The following is a 23931-nucleotide window of genomic DNA, read 5'->3' on the forward strand; positions in this document are numbered from 1 at the left end:
AAAGACAAAAGACGTATGGTGCGAACTCTATCCGAGGCAACGCCCCGGTGGTAGCTCAATCATCTGAAAAGCAGTCATTTTACGCATCTTTGCATAAGGGCCGCATTCGCGACCCTTCTTAACAAAACCCGGCAAAACCCAATGATTTATTCGTGTGATGGCGGAGCCAGCACTTCGCGGTTACCGTTATGGCCCGGCGCACTGACAATACCCTGCGCTTCCATCTGTTCTACGATTCGCGCCGCACGGTTATACCCAATACGGAACTGACGCTGAACCCCTGAAATAGAAGCACGACGCTTGTCGACGACGAACGCAACGGCCTGATCAAACAGGGCATCGAGTTCTTCATCACCGTCCAGCCCCAGACCACCGCCTTCGCCATCGTCGCCACCGGAAACGATGCTTTCGATGTACTTAGGACGACCGCGGGCTTTCCAGTCCTGAACCACCGCGTGCACTTCCTGATCACGAACAAACGCGCCGTGAACACGAACCGGAATCGACGAGTTTGGTGCCATATACAACATGTCCCCCATACCCAGTAACGATTCTGCGCCGCCCTGATCGAGGATGGTGCGGGAGTCAATTTTGCTCGAAACCGTGAAGGCAATACGCGTCGGGATGTTTGCCTTAATCAGACCGGTAATGACGTCGACGGAAGGACGCTGCGTTGCCAGCACCAGGTGGATACCGGCCGCACGGGCTTTCTGTGCCAGACGCGCAATCAGCTCTTCGACTTTTTTACCGACGGTCATCATCAGGTCAGCAAATTCGTCGACCATCACCACAATAAACGGCTCTTTTTGCAGATATGGCGGTTCTGCAGCCATACCGTCGCCCGGTTTCCAGAATGGATCCGGAATCGGTCTGCCCATGGCTTCGGCTTCAAGAATACGTTCGTTATAACCCGCCAGATTACGTACACCCAGCGCGGACATCAGCTTATAGCGACGTTCCATTTCACCGACACACCAGCGCAGTGCATTGGCCGCATCTTTCATGTCGGTAACCACTTCGGTCAGCAGGTGCGGGATCCCTTCATACACTGATAACTCGAGCATTTTCGGGTCAATCATGATGAAGCGCACATCTTCCGGCTTGGATTTATACAACATGCTGAGGATCATGGCGTTAACGCCCACAGATTTACCGGAACCGGTTGTACCGGCCACCAGCAAGTGCGGCATTTTCGCCAGATCGGCAATAACAGGCTCGCCTGAAATGTCTTTACCCAGCACGATCGTCAGCGGAGACGTACTTTCTTTGAATTTCGCGCAGTCCAGCACTTCTCGCAGATACACTGTCTGGCGCTTTTTATTCGGCAATTCCAGACCAACGTACGGCTTGCCGGGGATCACTTCCACGACACGCACGGCAACGGCAGATAATGAACGGGCAAGGTCACGCGACAGGTTAGAAATTCGCGCGGCTTTCACGCCCGGTGCAAGATCCAGCTCAAAACGGGTAATGACCGGTCCCGGCAACTTCCCGACGACATCCGCTTTAATGCGGTAATCGTTCAGGCGCGCTTCAATCAGATTGCCCATCTGCTCAAGAGCGAACTCGTCAACAGGTTCTGCTTCCGCCGGTGGCGAGGTCAGCAGATCCAGAGATGGCAGCGGCGTTGTCGGTTTGACCAGCGGCTGCTCATTACGCATCAGGAACGGGTGGATCAGGCTGTCCATATCAGGCTGTGCCGACGGCGATGACTGACGTGGCGCTTCGTATTCCTGCGCATGCTGCACCGGTTCTGAAGTGGTCTGACGCTGATAAGGCGGTTGTTGTGCAAACGTCGCAGGCTGTGGTTCTTCTTCTGCCTGAGCTGGCAACGTGAATAACGGTTCTGACGGTGTATCATCAACCAGATCGGCCATTGGCGAGAAGCTGAACGCATCGTGCTGGCTCAGTTTCATCGCAGCCGCAGCGAAATCATCCGCAGCAGTGTTTGTCACTTCCTGAGGCAGACTCTGCGAGTGATGATGCTGAACCAGACCACTTTGAGGTTCGACGTCCTGCTGATAACGGGCATTTTCACGCGCCGCAAACGCGTTGCGTAATTCCGCTTCCTGCAACGCTGCTTCTTCATCAGGCTCATCTTCGGTGACAGATTCACCGTAGCGTTCCTGCTGCTGAGCCGCAAAAGCTTCCTGTAACGCCGCCTCCTGTCGGGCCTCCTCATCAGCCTGCGCCAGAGGATCGTTATGCCAGTCAGCGTGTTCTGCCTCTTTTTGTGCGGCAGCCTGTGCATTTTCCTGCTGTTCGGCGATGCGCTGTGACGGCAATTTAATCCCGTACGAAGCCAGTTCGCGACGCGTTGGAATACGCACCGGATTCGGACGCGGCAATTCCGGCCCGAAGCCTTTCTTCACCTGAGGATTTTCATCACTCACGGCGCTGAACGCTGGCATAAATGTATTGCCGGCAGAAGTTGCCGCCGACTGCCCTGCCTGCGCAAGGCCGGTTGCCAGTGCTGCGGTGGCCGCGACGCTCGCAATTTGCGCCGCATCAGGTGCCGCAGAGCTGAAATCAAACGGAGAACGTGAATGCTCAACCGCCGTCTGCCAGTTACCCATACTCGGGCCATCGTCATCGCTGCGCTGAACCGGTGCCGGAGAAGGTGATTGTTGTACCGGCTGCGGGTGACGCGGCACAGGTGTCTCTTCCGGAATTTCGAAGTTGTATAACGGCGGAGCAGCAGGTTGCGGTGCTTGCGGAGACGGAGCAATTTCTGCCACCGGTGGTTCAGCCGCATACGGATTCACTGTTTCTGCCGCCATAGCCGGAGCCGGTTCGGCCGCAATTACTGGCGCAACCGGGGGCGTTTGTACGGCGGGTTCTGTTACGGAAGGCGCAGAGAAAAGAACGTCGTCTTCGTCAGCGTCTGAAGCCGCGACAGCCTCTGGCACAGCGGCGGCCGCAGTAGCAGCAACCGCGGCAGGAGCCACTTTCGTTGCCGGTTTTTCGTCATCTTCTTCCAGTAACGGATCGTCCTGCTCGTCGTATTCGTAATCGTCATCCCGACGCGAACGGTTGGTCACGATATTAGTGACGCCAAGCACTGCACCGCCGATTTTTTCAGCGATCGTCAGCCATGACCAGCCGGTGAACAGCGTCAGCCCGGCCGCCCAGACGCACAGCAGAACCAGTGTTGCCCCGACGTTGTTGAAGTACGGCGTCATCGCTGTGCTCAGCAAACTGCCGATCACACCACCCGACGCGAAGTAGTAAAGGTCATCGACGTTGACGGATGCCAGACCGCAGGACGTGACAATAAGCGCCAGCGTCCCGATGAGGCGCAGCGACAGTGCAAAATAATCGACAAAATCCTGGTTATCCCGCTGACGGAAAGCCGCCCAGCAAAGACACAGGATAATAGGGGGAATAGCGTAACCAAATACGCCAAAAATGAAGAACAGCGTGTCGGCCATCCAGGCACCCACACCACCGCCCCAGTTATGAATAGGCCCATGCCACGCGGTCTGCGACCAGCTTGGATCAGAGGGGTTAAAACTCACCAGTGCTGCCATTAAATAAGCAGCAAAAATCGCTACCACGACCAGCAAAGCCTCCAGAATACGGCGACCATTGCTCAGCCTTTTCAGGGTAACTTCTTTATCTTCTGTGTATTCCTGGCTCAAGAAAGGCTCTCCAGGTTCCTGTGAACTGAGAAAAAGCAACAGCGCCGAGAGTTGACCCCGGCGCCATAACTGTATAGATACACAGGAGTGTAGCTAAAAATGCAAGGTTTTGCACCTGACAATTACCGGGTCTTAATGACCAGGCGATTCGTCTGTTTCACTTCTTCCATTACCACATAGGTACGGGTGTCGTTAACGCCCGGCAGACGAAGCAAAGTCTCACCTAACAACTTACGGTAAGCCGACATATCAGGTACGCGGGTTTTCAACAGGTAGTCGAAATCCCCAGAAACCAAATGACACTCCTGAATATCTTCGAGTTTTTGTACTGCCGCATTGAACTGCTCAAACACATCTGGCGCGCCACGGTTGAGAGTGATCTCAACAAATACCAGCAACGAAGCATCCAGATAATGCGGGTTGAGCAATGCGGTATAACCATTGATGAAGCCCTGACGTTCCAGACGACGAACGCGCTCCAGACATGGAGTTGGAGATAATCCCACACGTTTGGAAAGCTCGACGTTTGAAATCCGGCCATCCTTTTGCAATTCGTTGAGGATGTTACGGTCAATACGGTCGAGATCTTTTCCCGGACGTTTTTTGTTGTCTACCATTATTATTGTCTCTCTGCTGTCCTTCCCTGCACCTGCCATACCCCAGCCAACTTCAATGTCTAAGGGTTGTCCCAAGCGAAGACCCGATTATTAAGGTTTACGCATCCAAAAGCCGTGTTGATCCCCTGTCAAAAGGAACACGGCCGTATAAGCGGATACTCAAAAGAAATAACCTTGCGAAATTAATAGGTTGTAAACAGCCAACCTGATTCACTAAACCCTGCTGTAACTAAAAAGCCAAAAAGCAAGACCAGAACGGGTCCGGTAGCAGCCAATTGCATAAATTCAAGTCACAGACAGGCAGTTAATTTCTTCTTCCCCTGATGTTTTCGCAAATGCACAGCGGATTGTCAAAGTAAAAGAAGCAAAATCAGAAGAACGTGCCAGATTGAAAAGCCAGCGCCCCCTTTTTAGCTATCTTTTATCTTTGAACAATAACAATTCCGTTCACGCCTTATTTCAGCCAAATCCACACAAACTGCCGTGATTTGTCATCAAAAGTCCGCATACGGGCAAACAACCTGCCAGCGCATTCATGTCTTTGCGCTGTTTTTTTACCCTAACCTTCAAACAGTTACCTGCGGCGAAATCCTTTCTACGCGGGTTCGGCAGTAAAAACTATCAGACAAATCGTTAACAACATCTGAGTTTGCTTTTTTTAACGCGCTATTTTCCCTACAATCGGTCTATCGCTAGTCGCCATCGCGGAGATGAATTACGCATGAGTACGGTTAAACACAGTAAATTATTGATTCTGGGCTCAGGCCCGGCGGGTTATACCGCAGCAGTTTATGCAGCACGCGCTAACCTCAACCCGGTTTTAATCACCGGTGTGGAAAAAGGCGGTCAGCTGACCACCACGACGGAAGTGGAAAACTGGCCGGGCGATCCGGAAGGTCTGACCGGTCCGGGCTTAATGGAACGCATGCACGAGCACGCGACCAAATTTAATACCGAAATCATTTTCGACCATATTAACAAAGTTGATTTGCAGAACCGTCCGTTCCGCCTGACCGGTGACAGCGGCGAATATACCTGTGACGCGCTGATTATCGCCACCGGTGCTTCGGCACGTTATATCGGTCTGCCTTCTGAAGAAGCGTTTAAAGGCCGTGGTGTTTCTGCCTGTGCTACCTGTGACGGCTTCTTCTACCGCAATCAGAAAGTTGCGGTAGTCGGCGGCGGCAACACAGCTGTAGAAGAGGCGCTTTATCTGGCGAACATCGCCTCTGAGGTTCACCTCATTCACCGTCGTGACAGTTTTCGTGCGGAAAAAATCCTGGTTGACCGCCTGAACGATAAAGTCGCCAGCGGCAACATCGTTCTGCACACGCACAAAACGCTGAACGAAGTGGTCGGCGATCAGATGGGCGTTACCGGCGCAAGCCTGCTTGATGTCCGTACTGACGAAAAATCGCAGGTTGATGTGGCTGGCGTGTTCATCGCTATCGGCCACAGCCCGAACACCGGCATTTTCGAAGGTCAGCTGGAACTGAAAGATGGCTACATCAAAGTGCAGTCCGGCTCGCATGGCAACGCAACACAGACCAGCATTCCAGGCGTTTTCGCCGCAGGCGACGTGATGGACCACATCTATCGTCAGGCAATTACCTCTGCGGGAACCGGCTGTATGGCGGCACTCGACGCCGAGCGTTATCTGGACGGTTTATCGCAAGCGCCGGATTTATAATTACTCTCCAGGGTAATTACCGGACCCAGAGTCCACATAAAGAGTAACGAATTGGGCGGCTTAATTGCCGCCTTCTTGTTTTCAGTGCTAACTCAAGCATGTAACATGAGCGGCCTCCCACCCGGATTGCTGCGCAGACTGATGCCTGATGAATAAAACACGACAACAAGAACTTATCCGCTGGTTAAAACAACAAAGCTCACGCGCCAAAGGCTGGATCCGTCTGTCCATGATGCTGGGTTTGCTCTCTGGTTTACTGATCCTCGCACAGGCCTGGCTGATGGCCGGACTGTTACACGGTCTGATCATCGAACATGCGCCGCGTGAAACCCTCTTACAAAGCTTCCTGCTGATGGCCCTGACGTTTATTCTGCGCGCCGTCGTGACCTGGTTACGCGAACAGGTTGGCTTTATCTGCGGGCGGGTTATTCGTCAGGAAATGCGTAAACTGGTTCTGGACCGCCTCGAAAAACTGGGTCCCGCGTGGATTCAGGGTAAACCGGCCGGTAGCTGGGCCAGCATCATTCTTGAACAAATCGAAGATATGCAGGATTACTATGCCCGCTACCTTCCGCAAATTGCCTTGGCCGGGATTATTCCCCTGCTGATTCTGGTCAGCGTATTCCCGATTAACTGGGCTGCCGGATTAATTCTGCTCGTGACTGCCCCGCTAATCCCGCTGTTTATGGCGCTGGTTGGTATGGGCGCGGCGGATGCAAACCGTCGTAACTTTGTAGCACTCGCACGTCTGAGCGGTAATTTCCTCGACAGCCTGCGCGGTCTGGACACCTTACGCCTCTTCAACCGCGGCACCGCCGAAGTGGAGAAAATTAAACGCTCCACCGAAAACTTCCGTGCGCGCACCATGGACGTCTTACGTCTGGCATTTTTGTCCTCTGCAGTTCTGGAGTTTTTCGCTTCGATTTCCATCGCCGTCGTCGCCGTTTATTTTGGTTTCTCCTATCTGGGTGAGCTTAATTTTGGCAGCTACGGCACGCCGGTTACGCTCTTTGCCGGTTTCCTGGTGCTCATCCTCGCACCTGAGTTCTTCCAGCCGCTGCGCGATTTAGGTGCGTTTTATCACGCTAAAGCACAGGCGGTCGGCGCGGCTGAAAGCCTGCTGACCTTCCTGAGCGCCGAAGAAGCCGAAATGGGTGACGGTGATAAAAGCTGGCCGCAAGATCAGGACGTTACACTTGAGGCGCGTGACCTGTTTGTTCGATCGCCGCAGGGGAAAACGCTGGCAGGCCCGCTGACCTTTACCGTTCCGACAGGACAGCGTATTGCGATTGTCGGGCTGAGCGGTGCGGGCAAAAGCTCCCTGCTCAATGCGCTCCTCGGTTTTCTGCCGTATCAGGGTTCTCTGAGCGCCAGCGGCATTGAGCTGAAATCGTTGCACAATGATGAATGGCGTAAACAACTTAGCTGGGTCGGCCAGAATCCACATCTGCCGGAACAGACGCTGCGATCGAATATTCTGCTGAATCAGCCGGATATAAGCGAAGCACAACTCCAAAGTGCTATTGACCGTGCGTATGTGAATGAATTCCTGCCGCTGCTGCCTGAGGGGCTGGAAACTGAACTGGGCGACAGCGCGGCGCGATTGTCGGTGGGTCAGGCACAACGTGTTGCTGTCGCGCGCGCCCTGCTTTCTCCCTGCCGGTTATTGCTGCTCGATGAACCCACTGCCAGCCTTGACGCACACAGCGAAAAACGCGTGATGAGTGCTTTAAACGAGGCGTCCCGATCGCAGACCACGCTGCTGGTAACGCATCAGCTGGAAGATACTCGCGACTACGACGAAATCTGGGTCATGGATAAAGGGCAAATCGCTGAACGCGGCACTTTCGCGCAGCTGGTTGCTCAGGGTGGATTGTTCGCCAGTCTGTTATCGCAGCGCAGTAAGGAGCTGTAATCATGAGAATTCTTCTGCCTTATCTCGCGTTATATCGCCGTCACTGGTTCCGCCTGTCGCTGGGCGTCATTCTGGCTATCGTCACGCTGATGGCCAGCATCGGGCTGCTCACGCTTTCCGGCTGGTTCCTGGCGGCCTCTGCCGTTGCCGGGCTGGCGGGGCTCTATACGTTTAACTACATGTTGCCTGCGGCAGGCGTGCGCGGCGGGGCGATTACCCGAACCGCAGGACGTTACGCCGAGCGGCTGGTCAGCCATGATGCGACTTTCCGCGTCCTGGCTCATCTTCGCGTGTTCACATTCACCAAAATCATGCCACTGACGCCGGGGGTTATTGCGCGTTTTCGTCAGGCTGATTTGCTCAACCGCCTCGTCGCCGACGTTGATACGCTGGATCACCTTTATCTGCGCGTAATATCGCCACTTATCAGTGCGCTGGTGGTGATTATTCTGGTGACCTTCGGCCTGAGTTTTATCGATGTCACGCTGGCCCTGACGCTGGGTGCCATCATGCTGGCGCTGATGGTGCTTCTGCCGGTGATTTTCTACCGCGCAGGAAAACCTGCGGGCCGCGAACTCACGGCGCTGCGCAGCGATTACCGTACGCAGCTAACTGCATGGTTGCAGGGGCAAGGCGAGCTGGTGGTTTTTGGCGCTCAGCCGCAATTTCGTCAGCAACTGGATGATATTGAGCGCCGCTGGATGTTGCGCCAGCAACAGCAGGCAAAACTCACCGGTCTGTCGCAGGCAATGATTATTGCCGCTGCCGGGCTGACAGTAACGCTGATGTTGTGGCTGGCAGCCGGTGGTCTGAGTGCCTTCCCGCAACCCGGCGCGCTGATTGCGTTGTTTGTCTTCACACCGTTAGCGGCGTTTGAAGCGCTCGGGCCGGTTGCTGCGGCCTTCCAGCATCTCGGGCAGGTTATCGCCTCGGCGCAGCGCGTAAGCCAGATCATCAGCCAGCCTGCCGGCGTGGCGTTTCCACCACAAGGTCCGGCAGCCGGTGAACAGGTCAGCCTTACGCTAAAAGACGTTAATTTCACTTATCCGGGCCAGCCGATGCCGGTGCTGAAAAATATCACGCTGGATGTCCGCGCGGGTGAACATATCGCCCTGCTCGGCCAGACCGGTTGTGGCAAATCTACGCTGTTGCAGTTGCTGACGCGCGGCTGGAACATCAGCAGTGGTTCGCTGATGCTCAACGGCCATGACATCACGGAATACGATGAAGCGACGCTGCGCCGGACGATCACCGTCGTCAGCCAGCGCGTACACGTTTTCAACACCACGCTGCGTGAAAACCTGCGGATGGCATCGCCAAAATGTTCCGATGAACAGATTACTGACGTTCTGAAACAGGTTGATTTGCACGTTCTTCTGGAAAACGAAGGGCTGAACGCGTGGCTGGGCGAAGGTGGCCGTCAGCTTTCCGGCGGCGAACAGCGTCGTTTAGGCCTTGCCCGTGCCCTTCTGCACGATGCGCCGCTGTGGTTGCTCGATGAACCCACTGAAGGGCTGGACGCCGAAACGGAACAACATATTTTGGCACTGCTGCACAAGCATTGTCAGAATAAGACGCTACTCTTAGTGACGCACCGCCTTCACGGTCTGGAAGCTCTCGACAGAATTTGTGTCATGGAAGAGGGTCAGATTGTGGAACAAGGTGATCACCAGACACTGGCCGCCGCGCAGGGGCGTTACGCACGCTTTCTGTCACGAGGTTGATGTTGTCCCCGTTTTTAGCGGCGGCCTTCAGGTCGCCGGATAAGGAGATCTATGCGGTTAGTTAAGCTTGAGGCCAATTCAGTTCTTTTTCCGGATCCGGACACTGCATTACTGGAGCCGAATGGCCTGCTGGCCATGGGCGGGGATCTTACCGCGCCGCGCCTGCTTTCAGCTTATCAAAACGGGATTTTCCCCTGGTTTGAACCCGGCGAGATGATCCTCTGGTGGACGCCCGATCCGCGCGCCATTCTGGTTCCAGAAGAACGTCACGTCAGCCGCAGCCTGCAACGTTTCATGCGTAAAAAACCTTACCGTTACACAATCAACCAGCGTTTTGAGCAGGTCATCCGCGCGTGTGCTATGCAGCGTGAAGACGGTACGTGGATTGGCCCTCTGGTGCAGCGCGGCTATCAGGAATTGCATGAAGTAGGCCGCGCGCATTCCGTTGAGGTTTGGGAAGATGATGAGCTGGTCGGCGGTTTATACGGCGTATCCGTCGGCGGATTATTTTGCGGTGAGTCGATGTTTAGCCGCCGGGAAAATGCCTCCAAGTGTGCGCTGATGGTATTTTGCCAACATTTTTCCCGCAATGGAGGAGAACTGATTGACTGTCAGGTGCTCAACCCTCACACTGCGTCGCTGGGTGCGAGAGAGATCCCCCGCCGCCAATTTTTGCAGCAGTTATCCGAACTTTCGCAACGCGCGTTAGCACCGGATTGCTGGTTGCCACAAGACTTATCCCCACATGACGAAGACCTGCCGGTGTTCCCGAAGGATAGGGAATAGGTGCGGTCATGGACCATACTTCTTTACATAATGTGGGTTTTTCGGCATTATCTTGCCGGTTAAAAACTATGGTAGTTAGACCTAGAGGATTCGATGGCCAAAGAAGACAACATTGAAATGCAAGGCACCGTACTTGATACGCTGCCAAACACTATGTTCCGCGTAGAATTAGAAAACGGACACGTAGTTACCGCTCACATCTCCGGTAAAATGCGTAAGAACTACATCCGCATCCTGACGGGCGACAAAGTCACTGTAGAGCTGACCCCGTACGACCTGAGCAAAGGCCGCATTGTCTTCCGTAGCCGTTAATAAGCGGCTCACTCATCGCTGATTTTCCGGCGATCCCTGAGGATACCCTCTTCGCCCTTCCTGCTTTTGCAAGGGCGTTTTGTGGTATCCGCAATTCGGCATTTGTTTCATTACCCTTTCTGAAATCCCTCACTAATTCCTGTAATTAAATAAAGAATCTCAGAAAGAATAAATATCCTCCGGCATAGCCGGAGGTTTTTCATATGCGCCTATAAGGCTCTGTTACCAGCCGCGCCCTAACAGGCGCATCGCGATCTGACATTTGCATCTATGGATTACTTACTGCCCGTAAACGGGCTGCCCGGATATGGGATCGAGAGCTGCTCACCCATTTTATCCTCTTCCAGTTGGTGCTTTATGTATTCCTGTATCCTGGCCGTGTTTTTCCCAACCGTATCAACGTAATACCCTCGGCACCAAAACTCCCTGTTGCGGTATTTAAACTTCAAATCCCCAAACTGCTCATAAAGCATTAGGCTGCTCTTTCCCTTCAGGTACCCCATAAACCCCGATACACTCATCTTGGGCGGAATTTCCAGAAGCATATGGATGTGATCCACACAACATTCCGCTTCGAGAATATTCACGTTTTTCCACTCGCACAGCTTTCTTAAAATACTTCCAATCGCTTTGCGCTTCTCTCCGTAGAACACCTTTCTTCGGTACTTCGGCGCAAAAACTATGTGATATTTACAGTTCCATCGCGTGTGCGCTAAGCTCTTTTCGTCCCTCATTGGGACCCCCTTTTGATTTCTTGTTGAACCTTTGCAGTTGCCAGACCGCAAACTGTTTTAACAAATCAAAAGGGGTTTTTATAACTGGCTCAAAGCTGAAAGCTTTACTGAACCCCCAGCCTAGCTGGGGGTTTTCTGTGCACAAAAAAAGGGACGCAATAAGCGTCCCTGTCGTATTACCAGACTCAGTGATAACCCAGTAATTTGAGTTGCGGGAAGGCGGCAAACGAAGGAACCCGATGAGCTTACATAAGTAAGTGATTCGGGTGACTAAGCGCAGCCAACGCACCAGCGGCTCAAAGAACGCAGGTTATTTAGTCGCGAAAGTTTTTGAACTGGAACGGCTGGCCTAAATCCCCGTTGCGAATCAGCGCCATGACGGCCTGCAAGTCATCGCGGGCTTTACCGGTGACACGGACTTCATCGCCCTGAACCTGAGCCTGCACTTTAATCTTACTGTCTTTGATCAGCTTGACGATTTTCTTCGCCAGCGCTGATTCAATTCCGGAATGCAGTTTGGCTTCGAGGCTGTAGGTTTTGCCGCTGTGCTCCATCTGCTCAGGAATTTCCAGTGCGCCGCCTTCAATGCCACGCTTGGCCAGCTTTTCACGCAGAATGTCCACCAGCTGATTCACCTGAAAATCAGATTCGCTGGCGACTTTAACGCTTTCATTCTTTTCGTTGAGATCGAAGCTGGCAGGAATGTTACGGAAATCCCAGCGGGTTTGCAGTTCACGGCTGGCATTTTCCACGGCATTGCGCACTTCCTGCATGTCGATTTCGGAAACAATGTCAAAAGACGGCATAATCGCTTCTCCCTGTAGTTTTGTATTGCACGTTTTATGGCGAGCATAATGTCGATGATGGCGTGCATAATACCGCCTTCAACCGTCGATGCCAAACGGCAACAAAAAACCAGCCACACAATGTCGCGATGGTCAAAAAGTGCAGGTGAAAATGTGATGTGCAGCACAAATGTCTATACTAATAAGATAACCGGACAGCAGAATATTCTTTCTACAACCGGCTTTAACGGCGGTTTTCGCCGCATTCCCCGGGAGGCACAATGAAAATAACAGTTCTTGGTTGTGGTGCGCTGGGGCAACTTTGGCTTTCAGCACTTTATCAGCAAGGCCACGACGTTCAGGGCTGGATACGTATTCCGCAGCCATTTTGTGCCGTCAACGTGATTTCCCCCGAAGGCATCGCCTTTAACCGTAACCTGCCCACCAACGATCCTGAGCATCTGACGCAAAGCGCATTACTGCTCGTGACCCTGAAAGCCTGGCAGGTTTCCGGGGCCGTCAGCGCGCTGATGCCGATGCTTAACGATAATTGCGCGATATTATTGCTGCACAACGGCATGGGAACCGTCGATGAATTGCCGCCTAACCGGCTGGCGATTTTGCAGGGCGCAACCACACACGCAGCACGTCACGAAGGCAATGCCATTCTCCACGTAGCCACCGGTGCCACGCATATCGGGCCCGTTTCGCCACGCGCTGCGGCGCTGAGTTCACTGGCTGATGTGCTGCACCACGCGTTACCGGACGTCGCGTGGCACGACAACATCAAACCGTCGTTGTGGAATAAACTGGCGGTGAACTGCGTGATTAATCCCCTGACCGCCACCTACGATTGTACCAACGGAGATTTGCTGGCGTATGCCGACCAGATTGAACAAATCTGTCAGGAAGTCGCGCAGGTCATGGCGATTGAAGGCGTGGAAATTCACAGCGAATCGCTGCTGAGTTTTGTTTATCAGGTGATTGATTCTACCGCCGCCAATCACTCTTCCATGTTGCAGGACATCCGCAATCAGCGTCACACTGAGATTGATTATATCACCGGCTACCTGCTGCGTCGGGGACGCAAATACGGACTCAACTTGCCGGTAAACACCCGATTATTTGAACAAATTAAAAGAAAGGAAAACGACTATGAGCGCATCGGTTCTGGTCTGCCTGGCACCTGGTAGCGAGGAAATTGAAGCCGTCACCGTGATTGATTTACTGGTTCGCGCCGGTATCCAGGTCACGACCGCCAGCGTTGCGGGGGATGGCAATCTGGAAATCCGCTGTTCACGCGGTGTGCGTATTCTGGCAGACGCCGCGCTGGTGGATGTTGCCGATGATGACCACGACGTCGTTGTTTTGCCCGGTGGCCTTGGCGGCGCGACCTGTTTTAGTGAAAGCCCGTTGCTGGTGGAGAAAGTCCGTCAGATGCACGTCAGCGGTAAAATCGTGGCGGCAATCTGCGCCGCACCCGCGCTGGTGCTGGAATATCACGATTTATTCCCTGTCGGTAACATGACCGGTTTTCCGGGGCTGAAAGATAAAATCGATCCGAACAAATGGTCCGATCGCCGGGTGATTTTCGATCCGCGCGTAAATTTGCTCACCAGCCAGGGACCGGGAACATCCATGGAGTTTGCACTTAAAATTATCGACCTGCTTCTGGGCAAAACCAAAGCCGCAGAAATTGCCGCACAGCTTGTCCTCGCGCCGGGTATTTACAACTACACCGACGAAGGCGCGCGCGAATCCTAGTCAGGATGCCGCAAAGCAAAAGGGGCTCAGCATAGCTGAACCCCTTTTTTTACATCAGGAACACGCGTTAAGGTCTGTAGACTTTGACGTTGTTAAAGCCCTGCTCTTTCAGATACAGCGCCTGCAAACGGCTCATTACGCCACGGTCGCAATACAACAGATAGGTTTTAGTCTGGTCGAGATCGCCAAACTGGGTCGCCAGTTTGTAGAACGCCAGAGGTTTAACCTCAACGTTTTCCAGTGTCAGCGGCTGCGCATCGACTTCATCCGGGGCACGGACATCCAGCACGATATCAGTTGACGTAAATTCAGCGACCGTTTCAACTTCCGGCACGACTTCTGCGGCTTGCGCTGCAATTTCGCGGATATCGACATTTCGCGCTTCGCTGACGACTTTATCCAGCACGCTGAAATCGAACATCGCTTCTTCGGCTTCGATTTTCGCTTTCACGGCTTTCACGGTCGGGCTTTTGGAAATCACGCCACAATATTCCGGCATAGTTTTCGCAAAGTCTTCCGTGCCGATTTCACGGGCAATCTTGATGATGTGCTCTTTATCGTGGGAAATCAGAGGACGCAGGATCAGCGTGTCAGACACGTTGTCGATCAGGCGTAAGTTGGTCAGCGTCTGGCTGGACACCTGGCCCAGCGCTTCGCCGGTCACCAGCGCCTGCACGCCATAACGTTCAGCAATAGAAGACGCGGCGCGCACCATCATACGTTTGAGCACCACGCCCATCTGGCCGTCTTCCACTTTCTCGAGGATCTCACCGACGACTGGTTCGAAATCGACAGAGATGAAACGCACGCGGTGTGAGCTACCAAAACGGTTCCACAGATAATGTGCTACCTGTTTCACGCCAATTTCATGCGCCGCGCCGCCCAGATTGAAGAAGCAATAATGCACACGACAGCCGCGACGCATCAGCATATAACTGGACACGCCGGAGTCGAAACCGCCGGAAATCAGCGAAAGCACATCTTCCTGCGTGCCAATCGGGTAACCGCCCTGACCTTCGAGCCGGCTTTTTACCAGCACCAGTTTGTCATCGTTGATTTCCAGTTTCACCGTCACCTGCGGCGCGGTCAGGCTGACCTTCGCAGATTCGATGTGCTGGTTCAGACCGCCACCGATGTAGCGTTCCGCTTCGGTCGAAGAAAAATCATGTTTACCGCGACGCTTGACGCGCACGCAGAACGTTTTTCCTTCCACTTCAGCACGGTAGGCTTCCAGCGTTTGTTCGAAAATATGGTGAAGATCCGTGTAAGGACGGTCTTCCACTTCTTCGACATAACGGATACCCGGAATACGGCAGAGTAATTCCTGAATCAGGTCGTGTTTGCTTTCGTCTTTGCTGCGAACTTCGATATGATCCCAATGGCGCACTACTGCCAGCGTCTCATCATGCGGTCGCACCACGTTGCGAATGCTGCTTGAGAGGATCTTAATGAAGCGCAAACGCACAGATTGGCTCTTGATGGTGATTTCAGGGAACAATTTAATGATAAACTTCATGGCAGTCTTTTGTTAGCGGGTGAAAAAACGGGGTAGTAAGTCGCTGAATAAGGATCTAGGATCCTATTATTGCTAAGCCAGATGTATGTTATGTGTCACATTGGGCTTAGCAATAATATCTGCGGCGCAGAGTATATCACTTAAAATGCGTACTCTGTGCACAAAACCCGACAGCAGATGTCATGCTGAACAGGAATGTCTCTAGAGGCTGAAAACCGGCTCTGCGGCTCAGACCTCTGATCATCAATTCTGATCAACGATATCAAAAGAGAATTATGCCAAAAAAATCTGCACCACCTGCCAATTTTGAAACGGCCCTGGCCGAACTGGAACAGATCGTTTCCCGCCTTGAATCTGGCGAGCTGCCTCTGGAAGATGCGCTGAACGAATTTGAACAAGGCGTCCAGCTGGCACGTCAGGGACAGCAAAAACTTCAGCAGGCAGAGCAACGTGTTCAGATCCTGCTCGACAGTGATAATGATGCCCCGCTGACCCCTTTCACCCCGGAAGCAGAGTAACTGGTCATGTCTGAAGCGATCTCCTTATCTTCTTCTGACAGCTTTACTGGCGAACTTCGTGCCATGCAAAAGCGTGTCGATGGCGTTCTGACGGCCTACGTCAGCGCACAACCTCTGGCGGATTTACCGCTGGTGGACGCGATGCGCTACGGTTCGCTGCTGGGCGGAAAACGTCTGCGTCCGTATCTGGTGTATGCCAGCGGTCAGCTGTTCAGCCTGGATTTGAAAAATCTGGATGCACCGGCGGCGGCGGTAGAATGCGTTCATGCGTATTCCCTGATCCACGATGATTTGCCTGCGATGGACGACGACGATTTGCGCCGTGGCCAGCCGACCTGTCACATTAAATTCGGCGAAGCCAATGCCATTCTTGCCGGTGACGCACTACAGACACTGGCATTTTCGATTCTCGCCGATGGAGATATGCCGGACGTAGCCGTGAAAGATCGCCTGTCGATGATTTCCGAACTGGCCAGCGCCAGCGGAGCCAGCGGCATGTGCGGCGGTCAGGCTTTAGATTTGGCCGCCGAAGGTCAGCAGGTTAATCTTGAAGCGCTGGAAAAAATCCACCGCCACAAAACCGGTGCGCTGATTCGCGCCGCCGTGCGCATGGGCGCACTGGCTGCCGGTGAATCCGGACGCGCCGTGTTGCCGATCCTCGATAACTACGCACAGGCGATTGGTTTAGCATTTCAGGTTCAGGACGATATTCTGGATGTGATTGGCGATACCGCCACGCTGGGCAAACGTCAGGGTGCGGATCAACAACTCGGTAAAAGTACTTACCCGGCCCTGCTGGGCCTGGATGGCGCAAAAGCCAAAGCGATGGATCTGTATCAGGAAGCCGTTTCCGCACTGGATCAGCTGGCTGCACTTTCTTACAACACAGCGCCACTTCTCGCGTTAGCCAGCTTTATCATTGAACGCGATAATTAAACTTACTATGAGCAACTGATGAGTCTTGAATTAGCCAAATACCCGACACTGGCGCTGGCGGAGAATCCCAAGGATCTCCGCTCACTCCCAAAAGAGAGCTTACCCAAGCTCTGTGACGAACTGCGTCAATATTTATTGGCCAGCGTCAGCCAGTCCAGCGGACACTTTGCGTCCGGTTTGGGAACGGTAGAACTGACCGTCGCCATGCATTATGTCTACAACACGCCCTTCGACCACGTGGTCTGGGATGTGGGCCATCAGGCCTATCCGCACAAGATTCTGACCGGCCGTCGCGAACGCATTTCCACCATCCGCCAGAAAGGCGGGCTGCATCCGTTCCCGTGGCGCGGCGAAAGCGAATACGACACGTTGTCCGTGGGTCACTCCTCGACGTCCATCAGTGCCGGTCTGGGCATGGCTGTTGCCGCCGAGCGTGAAGGCAAAGGCCGCCGCACCGTTTGCGTGATTGGCGATGGCGCAATCACTGCCGGGATGGCTTTCGAGGCCATGAACCACGCGGGCGATATCAAACCAGACATGCTGGTTATCCTCAATGATAACGAGATGTCGATTTCCGAAAACGTCGGGGCGCTGAATAATCATCTGGCGCAGTTGCTGTCCGGAAAACTGTATTCACGTCTGCGTGAAGGCGGTAAAAAAGTTCTGTCCGGCCTGCCGCCGATTAAAGAGCTGGTACGTCGTACTGAAGAACATCTGAAAGGCATGATGGTGCCGGGCACGCTGTTTGAAGAGCTGGGCTTTAACTATATTGGCCCGGTTGACGGGCACGACGTGGTGGCGCTGGCGCAAACGCTGAAAAACATGCGCGAGCTGAAAGGCCCGCAATTGCTGCACATCATGACCAAAAAAGGCAAAGGCTACGCGCCGGCAGAAAAGGATCCGATCAGTTTCCACGCCGTGCCGAAATTCGATCCGGCTTCCGGCACGCTGCCAAAAAGCAAAGAAGGCCTGCCAACCTATTCCAAAATCTTTGGCGACTGGCTGTGCGAAACAGCGGCCAAAGACAGCAAACTGATGGCGGTTACGCCTGCGATGCGCGAAGGTTCCGGCATGGTGCGCTTCTCGCGTGAATATCCGCAGCAGTATTTCGACGTTGCGATTGCTGAACAGCACGCCGTGACTTTTGCCGCCGGTCTGGCTATTGGCGGCTACAAGCCGATTGTCGCGATTTACTCGACGTTCCTGCAACGCGCGTACGATCAGGTGATCCACGATGTGGCCATCCAGAATCTGCCGGTGCTGTTCGCCATTGACCGTGGCGGCATCGTCGGAGCGGATGGTCAGACGCATCAGGGCGCTTTCGACCTGTCCTTCCTGCGCTGCATTCCGAACATGACCATCATGACGCCAAGCGATGAAAATGAATGTCGCCAGATGTTGCATACCGGTTATCACCATAACAGCGGCCCGGTAGCAGTGCGTTATCCGCGTGGTAACGGCACGGGCGCCACCTGTGAACCGCTGGCGTCGCTGCCAATTGGCAAAGGCGTTGTGCGCCGTGAAGGCGAGAAAGTGGCCATCCTGAACTTCGGTACTTTACTGCCGGACGCGCTGGCAGCAGCTGAAAAGCGTAATGCCACCGTCGTGGATATGCGTTTTGTCAAACCGCTGGATGAAGCCCTGATTCAGGAACTGGCGGCCAGCCATGAAGTGCTGGTGACGCTGGAAGAAAACGCCATTATGGGCGGTGCGGGCAGCGGCGTGAATGAACTGCTGATGTCCAAACGCATTCTGGTGCCGGTGCTTAATATCGGCCTGGCGGACAGCTTTGTTCCGCAAGGCACACAGGACGAAATCCGCCACGATCTGGGGCTGGACGCTGAAGGCATCGACCGTCAGATCACCGACTGGCTGGCCTGATCCTTTTCCCCTCTTTCAGCCTGAAAGAGGGGATTTTCCTTTCTAACTTTTTCCACCGTCCCCCAATCCTGCCGTTCAGTAAGCTACAGTTATAGCGTGCTAATCATTTTTCACGACTTTCTGACTTCAATTCATCCTGACCAGGAGATGTCATGCAATACACTATTCTCGGAAAAACCGGCCTGAACGTCTCACGCCTGTGCCTTGGCTGTATGACGTTCGGTGAACCGGATCGCGGAACCCACGCATGGACACTGCCCGAAGAAAGCAGCCGCCCGATCATCAAGCAGGCGCTTGAGGCGGGAATAAATTTCTTTGATACCGCCAACAGCTATTCCGACGGCAGCAGCGAAGAAATCGTCGGCCGCGCGCTGAAGGACTTTGCAAAGCGTGATGAGATTATCGTGGCGACCAAGGTTTACAACGCCGTCACCGGCCTGAAACGGGGGCTTTCCCGCGCATCAATCCTGCAATCTATTGATGACAGCCTGCGCCGTCTCGGCATGGAATATGTCGATTTACTGCAAATCCACCGCTGGGATTACGAGACGCCTATCGAAGAAACGCTGGAAACGCTGAATGACGTCGTCAAAGCCGGTAAGGCACGTTTTATCGGCGCATCTTCCATGCACGCCCATCAGTTTAAGCAGGCGCTGGATGTCTCCGCGCAAAATGGCTGGGCGAGTTTTGTCTCAATGCAGGACCAGTACAACCTGATCCAGCGCGAAGAAGAAAACGAAATGTACCCGTTGTGCCATGAAAAAGGGATTGCGGTTCTGCCGTGGAGCCCGCTGGCTCGCGGTAAACTCACCCGTCCGTGGGGCGAAACCACCGCGCGTTCTGTGTCGGATAACTTTGCCAAAACGCTGTACGACGCGACGGACGAAGCGGACGGTAAAATCGCTGAACGTGTAGGCAAAATTGCGGAAGATCACGGCGTGCCGCGGGCGCAAATTGCGCTGGCGTGGATCCTCAGCAAACAGGTCGTGACCGCACCGATTATCGGCGCATCCCGCCCCGCACATCTGACAGATGCTATTGGCGCGCTGGACGTCACGCTATCAGCAGAAGAAATTGCAGAGCTGGAAATGGCGTATGTGCCGCACGAGGCAACCGGTTTTAAGTAATCACAGCTGCTGACAAGTGGTTGAAACGTAAAAAAGGCGCTGCGGGAAACCGGCAGCGCCTTTTACATCACAGCAAATCAGCTCAGAACAACGGCCAGTGATGTCCCACCAGATAGATAATCGCGGCGGCCAGTACACCGGCGACCACATCATCGATCATGATCCCCATCCCGCCCTGAACGTTGCGATCAAACCAGCGGATTGGCCACGGTTTCCAGATATCCAGCACGCGGAAAACGATAAATCCGATCAGCACCCAGCGCCAGTCATTCACGGGAATTGCCATCAGGGTGATCCACATCCCGACAAATTCATCCCACACGATACTGCCGTGGTCATGAACCCTCATATCACGCGCCGTCTGGCGGCAAAGGTACACACCAATACAGATGCTGAACATGACGATCATGGAATACACCTGCCACGGCAGGTAAGTCATCACGATCCAGAACGGAATTGCCGCAATCGAACCGGCGGTGCCCGGCCCGACAGGAAATAAACCACTGCCGAAACCTGTTGCCAGTAAGTGCCACGGATTGCGCAGGTTCAGGCGCTTTTTCGCAGCCGCCATGTCCTGCACCGGATCACCGGTTTTTCCTTTGTACCCTGCCGGGCGTTTTTTACGGCTTATATTCACAACAACTCCTTACCGGCAAAATGATCGAACCCCTGCCATTCAAGCTCAACGGCGGCCCCGGAACGCATAAATTTGAGGCCTTCAGAAAGCGGAGCAATTTGCCCGACACAGGTAAAATCAACACCCAGATGGCTGAGCGCAACATCCAGCGCGCCACGGTTGATTTCCGGTACGGTAAAGCACAGCTCGTAATCTTCACCGCCCGTCAGCGCCCATTTCAGCGCCTGTTCAGGGTCAGCAACCGACTTCATGGCATCGGAAAACGGGATCGCATCGAGATCCAGACGCGCGCCGCATTCGCTGGCATTCAGTATATGTTTAAGATCAGAAATCAGCCCGTCGGACAGGTCGATCGCTGAGGTCGCTAAATCGCGCAATCCCTGCCCCTGCAAAACGCGGGGTGACGGACGCAGATGGCGTTTCAGCAAGAAATCTCGGGTTGGAATATCACTGACATTCAGTTCTTCGAGAAGGATCGCCAGACCCGCCGCGCTGTCGCCCAGCGTACCGGTGACGAAGATCCAGTCTCCGACGCCTGCACCGCCACGTGTTAATGCGCGACCAGCGGGAACCAGCCCCTGAATGGTCAGCGTCATGCTCAGCGGACCGCGGGTAGTGTCACCGCCAATCAGCTGCATACCATAATAATTGAGCTGGTCGAAAAGGCTGTCACTGAAGGCCTGCAACCAGTCCGGGTTCACTTCAGGAAGCGTCAGCGCCAGCGAAACCCACGCCGGATCGGCGCCCATGGCAGCCAGATCGCTGAGGTTAACGGCCAGCGCTTTGTAGCCAAGATCAGCCGGTGAAATCGTTTTGAGAAAATGGATGCCTTCGACCAGAGTATCGGTACTGACTGCTAAAAGTTGCTTCTCGCCCACCGTCAGTAAGGCACAATCATCACCAATGCCTAACTGAACATCCTGTCGGGCGGTTCTGAACCTGTTGAAGTAGCGAGTGATTACATCAAATTCGCCGCATGCCATAGTACAATTCCAAATCGTTAGAATGACTTAAGGCCGGAAGCCCGGCCTTAAAAAGGGGTGTCACACAGAGGATAAGCGAGGTGACATCACCAGATTATCAACAGAGTCAGTATTGCACCGAAAATGACTGTCGCCATTTGTGAATGCCACTGACGCTGGCTGACGATCATTTTTTACGAATGTGCGGGCCCGCTTTGTCCAGCACGCCGTTGACAAACTTGTGACTGTCTTCAGCACCGAAGGTTTTAGCCAGTTCGATAGCTTCGTTGATCGCCACTTTGTAAGGGACGTCCTGGCGTTTGCTCAGCTCAAACAGAGCCAGACGCAAAATCGCTCTTTCCACCTGGCCCAATTCATCCAACTGGCGGGACAGGTATGGCGCCATCAATGCATCGAGTTTCTCTGCACTGTTTGCCACACCAGACAGCAGTTCGCGGAAATAGGCAATGTCTACGTCTTTGACATCCTGCTCGGTCAGGAATTCTAATTCAACATCGGCGATGTCATTTTTCGACAACTGCCAGGAGTAAAGCGCCTGGACGGCACATTCACGGGCGCGGCGACGAGCAGCAGGTTTCACGGATTTCCCCTTAACTAGATTCAGGCCTTAATAGCCTTGATAACATTAATCATTTCAAGCGCGGTCAGTGCAGCTTCTGCACCTTTGTTACCGGCTTTTGTCCCTGCGCGTTCGATGGCTTGTTCGATGCTTTCTGTCGTCAGCACACCAAAGGCAACCGGGATTTCGCTGTTCATTGCAACGCTGGACAGGCCAGAGCTACATTCGCCCGCTACGAATTCAAAGTGGGCAGTGCCCCCGCGGATCACAGTTCCGAGCGCAACAACGGCGTCGTACTTACCGCTTTCAGCCAGTGCACGGGTTGCCAGAGGCAATTCGTATGCGCCAGGGACCCAGACTACGGTGATGTTGTCATCGCTGACCTGACCGATACGTTTCAACGCATCAACAGCGCCTGACAGCAGGCTGTCGTTGATGAAATTATTAAAACGAGCAATCGCGATCGCTACGCGCGCGTTCGGCGTGGCTACAGCACCTTCGATAACGTTCATAGTTTTCCTTAAAGTGGGTTCAGGAGTTTCTAACCCCCGCCGCAGGGGGGCGGATTCTATCATAAAATTACCCTGTCTGGACATGCGCTTTTCAAACCCATTCAGACAGAGAGGCGTAAAATTCTCAGTACGTGTTGTTTAGTACACCGGCTTCAGGCGCAAACGTAAATCCGGGCCAATTTGCCTGACATCGCTGAAAGCAAATTCAGGAGCATCGGCCAGATGCGTTAAGCCGGGCAGTTCACACAGCGCGCGGCCATTATTACCTAATAGTTTCGGTGCCATATAAACGATTAATTCATCAACCAGACCCGCCTGTAATAAGGCGCCCGCAAGTTGCGCACCCGCTTCTACCCAGATGGAATTTACCTGACGTTTCGCCAGTTGCATCATCAGCAGAACCAGATCAATACGATTATCGCGTCCGGCCACGCGCCATTGTTCGACGGATTCGGGCCAGATTTGTGTGTCAGTGTCCAGACGCGCCAGCAACACGTTGCCGGGTAAATTCACCAGCTGATGCTGTGGCGTGACGCGATTCTGGCTGTCGAGAATAACGCGCAGCGGCTGACGCAGATTTTCCTGCGGATAAACCGCCTGCACATCGCTGCCCAGTTCGTCCCAGCGTACGGTCAGCGACGGATTGTCTGCCAGAACCGTCGCGCTGGTGCTCAGAATAGCCGAGCTTTCTGCGCGAAAACGCTGAACATCGGCGCGCGCCGCAGCGGACGTGATCCACTGGCTTTCGCCCGAGGCCATTGCGGTTCTGCCGTCCACCGACGCGCCCATTTTGAGCTGCACGTAAGGAAAACCGGTACGCATACGTTTAAGGAAACCGAGATTCACGGCTTCCGCCTGCGAATGCATCAGCCCGTGGCTGACCTCAACGCCATTTTGCCTGAGGCGATATAATCCCCGGCCCGCAACTTCCGGATTGGGATCCTGCATCGCCGCGACAACGCGGGCAACGCCTGCGGCCAGCAATGCATCTGCACAAGGCGGCGTACGCCCGTGATGGCTGCACGGCTCGAGCGTGACATACGCGGTCGCGCCCCGCGCTTTCTCACCGGCCATGCGTAAGGCATGAACTTCCGCATGCGGTTCACCGGCACGCAAATGATAGCCTTCACCGACGATTTCGCCATTAAGGACGATCACGCAGCCGACGTTCGGATTGGGTGTGGTGGTGAAACGGCCGCGACGCGCCAGCTCAAAAGCACGCGCCATAAAACGTTCATCACGGTGTAATTCGTCAGACGATTTTCCGGCAGGCTGTTCGGGGAGCATTAACTTT

The 23931-nt window shown here is 54.0% G+C and carries 22 protein-coding genes; 12 read left to right on the forward strand and 10 right to left on the reverse strand.

Annotation, left to right across the window (positions count from 1 at the left end; genetic code table 11):
• Nucleotides 1-146: 146 nt before the first annotated feature.
• Both KWG64_RS06875 and lrp read right to left on the reverse strand, forming a co-directional pair.
• Entirely contained in the window at nucleotides 147-3641 is a 3495-nt protein-coding gene (locus KWG64_RS06875; RefSeq protein WP_218521353.1) for a DNA translocase FtsK 4TM domain-containing protein, read from the reverse strand.
• A 122-nt stretch (nucleotides 3642-3763) separates the two neighbouring features.
• Complete coding sequence (gene lrp / locus KWG64_RS06880; protein ID WP_013574775.1) at nucleotides 3764-4258, reverse strand: leucine-responsive transcriptional regulator Lrp; 495 nt, start codon at nucleotides 4256-4258, stop codon at nucleotides 3764-3766.
• Nucleotides 4259-4979: 721 nt separating this feature from the next.
• Between lrp and trxB the strand changes: the two genes are divergently transcribed.
• The 5 genes from trxB to infA all read left to right on the forward strand — a co-directional run bounded on the left by trxB (nucleotide 4980) and on the right by infA (nucleotide 10685).
• The gene (gene trxB / locus KWG64_RS06885) at nucleotides 4980-5948 is read left to right on the forward strand and encodes a thioredoxin-disulfide reductase (RefSeq protein WP_120161190.1); all 969 of its coding nucleotides are present in this window, start codon (nucleotides 4980-4982) and stop codon (nucleotides 5946-5948) included.
• A gap of 148 nt (nucleotides 5949-6096) precedes the next feature.
• Entirely contained in the window at nucleotides 6097-7863 is a 1767-nt protein-coding gene (cydD, locus tag KWG64_RS06890) for a cysteine/glutathione ABC transporter permease/ATP-binding protein CydD (RefSeq protein ID WP_218521354.1), read from the forward strand.
• 2 nt (nucleotides 7864-7865) lie between these two features.
• Complete coding sequence (cydC, locus tag KWG64_RS06895; RefSeq protein WP_218521355.1) at nucleotides 7866-9587, forward strand: cysteine/glutathione ABC transporter ATP-binding protein/permease CydC; 1722 nt, start codon at nucleotides 7866-7868, stop codon at nucleotides 9585-9587.
• 51 nt (nucleotides 9588-9638) lie between these two features.
• Entirely contained in the window at nucleotides 9639-10373 is a 735-nt protein-coding gene (gene aat, locus KWG64_RS06900) for a leucyl/phenylalanyl-tRNA--protein transferase (protein WP_218521356.1), read from the forward strand.
• Nucleotides 10374-10466: 93 nt separating this feature from the next.
• Nucleotides 10467-10685 (forward strand): translation initiation factor IF-1, encoded by a 219-nt coding sequence (infA, locus tag KWG64_RS06905; RefSeq protein ID WP_002211347.1) that lies wholly within the window; start codon nucleotides 10467-10469, stop codon nucleotides 10683-10685.
• A gap of 275 nt (nucleotides 10686-10960) precedes the next feature.
• Here the strand turns inward: infA and tnpA are convergent, their stop codons facing one another.
• On the reverse strand, nucleotides 10961-11419 hold the full coding sequence (gene tnpA, locus KWG64_RS06910; protein ID WP_024531425.1) for an IS200/IS605-like element IS1541C family transposase: 459 nt from the start codon (nucleotides 11417-11419) through the stop codon (nucleotides 10961-10963).
• A gap of 314 nt (nucleotides 11420-11733) precedes the next feature.
• Entirely contained in the window at nucleotides 11734-12225 is a 492-nt protein-coding gene (locus tag KWG64_RS06915; protein WP_101075481.1) for a YajQ family cyclic di-GMP-binding protein, read from the reverse strand.
• A 48-nt stretch (nucleotides 12226-12273) separates the two neighbouring features.
• Between KWG64_RS06915 and KWG64_RS06920 the strand changes: the two genes are divergently transcribed.
• From KWG64_RS06920 to yajL, 3 genes are read left to right on the forward strand one after another with little or no spacing between them, the layout of a single operon-like run.
• The gene (locus KWG64_RS06920) at nucleotides 12274-12489 is read left to right on the forward strand and encodes a hypothetical protein (protein WP_157825346.1); all 216 of its coding nucleotides are present in this window, start codon (nucleotides 12274-12276) and stop codon (nucleotides 12487-12489) included.
• Nucleotides 12486-13397, forward strand: a complete 912-nt coding sequence (gene panE / locus KWG64_RS06925; RefSeq protein WP_218521357.1) for a 2-dehydropantoate 2-reductase — start codon at nucleotides 12486-12488, stop codon at nucleotides 13395-13397. The genes KWG64_RS06920 and panE overlap by 4 nt, the downstream gene beginning before the upstream one ends.
• Nucleotides 13360-13968: a protein deglycase YajL gene (gene yajL, locus KWG64_RS06930; RefSeq protein ID WP_101075479.1), complete on the forward strand. Its 609-nt coding sequence runs from the start codon at nucleotides 13360-13362 to the stop codon at nucleotides 13966-13968. Before panE ends, yajL begins: the two co-directional genes overlap by 38 nt.
• A 67-nt stretch (nucleotides 13969-14035) precedes the next feature.
• On the opposite strand, the gene thiI is transcribed toward yajL, so the two are convergent.
• On the reverse strand, nucleotides 14036-15484 hold the full coding sequence (gene thiI / locus KWG64_RS06935; RefSeq protein ID WP_195814319.1) for a tRNA uracil 4-sulfurtransferase ThiI: 1449 nt from the start codon (nucleotides 15482-15484) through the stop codon (nucleotides 14036-14038).
• A 275-nt stretch (nucleotides 15485-15759) separates the two neighbouring features.
• On the opposite strand from thiI, the gene xseB reads away from it, so the two are divergent.
• The 4 genes from xseB to KWG64_RS06955 all read left to right on the forward strand — a co-directional run bounded on the left by xseB (nucleotide 15760) and on the right by KWG64_RS06955 (nucleotide 19946).
• A complete protein-coding gene (gene xseB, locus KWG64_RS06940) occupies nucleotides 15760-16002 on the forward strand; it encodes an exodeoxyribonuclease VII small subunit (RefSeq protein ID WP_013576657.1) in 243 nt (80 codons plus the stop codon).
• A gap of 6 nt (nucleotides 16003-16008) precedes the next feature.
• On the forward strand, nucleotides 16009-16938 hold the full coding sequence (gene ispA, locus KWG64_RS06945; RefSeq protein ID WP_195814320.1) for a (2E,6E)-farnesyl diphosphate synthase: 930 nt from the start codon (nucleotides 16009-16011) through the stop codon (nucleotides 16936-16938).
• Nucleotides 16939-16956: 18 nt separating this feature from the next.
• A complete protein-coding gene (dxs, locus tag KWG64_RS06950) occupies nucleotides 16957-18819 on the forward strand; it encodes a 1-deoxy-D-xylulose-5-phosphate synthase (RefSeq protein ID WP_218521358.1) in 1863 nt (620 codons plus the stop codon).
• 152 nt (nucleotides 18820-18971) lie between these two features.
• A complete protein-coding gene (locus KWG64_RS06955; RefSeq protein ID WP_218521359.1) occupies nucleotides 18972-19946 on the forward strand; it encodes an aldo/keto reductase in 975 nt (324 codons plus the stop codon).
• 82 nt (nucleotides 19947-20028) lie between these two features.
• On the opposite strand, the gene pgpA is transcribed toward KWG64_RS06955, so the two are convergent.
• The 5 genes from pgpA to ribD all read right to left on the reverse strand — a co-directional run bounded on the left by pgpA (nucleotide 20029) and on the right by ribD (nucleotide 23924).
• Nucleotides 20029-20517, reverse strand: a complete 489-nt coding sequence (pgpA, locus tag KWG64_RS06960; protein WP_101075798.1) for a phosphatidylglycerophosphatase A — start codon at nucleotides 20515-20517, stop codon at nucleotides 20029-20031.
• A gap of 62 nt (nucleotides 20518-20579) precedes the next feature.
• Nucleotides 20580-21566, reverse strand: a complete 987-nt coding sequence (thiL, locus tag KWG64_RS06965; protein WP_101075474.1) for a thiamine-phosphate kinase — start codon at nucleotides 21564-21566, stop codon at nucleotides 20580-20582.
• Between the two features lie 166 nt (nucleotides 21567-21732).
• A complete protein-coding gene (gene nusB, locus KWG64_RS06970; RefSeq protein ID WP_101075473.1) occupies nucleotides 21733-22146 on the reverse strand; it encodes a transcription antitermination factor NusB in 414 nt (137 codons plus the stop codon).
• A 20-nt stretch (nucleotides 22147-22166) separates the two neighbouring features.
• The gene (gene ribE, locus KWG64_RS06975) at nucleotides 22167-22637 is read right to left on the reverse strand and encodes a 6,7-dimethyl-8-ribityllumazine synthase (protein ID WP_101075472.1); all 471 of its coding nucleotides are present in this window, start codon (nucleotides 22635-22637) and stop codon (nucleotides 22167-22169) included.
• 138 nt (nucleotides 22638-22775) lie between these two features.
• Nucleotides 22776-23924 carry a bifunctional diaminohydroxyphosphoribosylaminopyrimidine deaminase/5-amino-6-(5-phosphoribosylamino)uracil reductase RibD gene (ribD, locus tag KWG64_RS06980; RefSeq protein WP_218521360.1) on the reverse strand — a complete coding sequence of 383 codons (1149 nt, stop codon included), beginning with the start codon at nucleotides 23922-23924 and terminating at the stop codon, nucleotides 22776-22778.
• Nucleotides 23925-23931: the final 7 nt, after the last annotated feature.

The sequence above is a fragment of the Rahnella sp. PD12R genome, assembly GCF_019200965.1.
Taxonomy (GTDB): Bacteria; Pseudomonadota; Gammaproteobacteria; order Enterobacterales; family Enterobacteriaceae; genus Rahnella; species Rahnella laticis.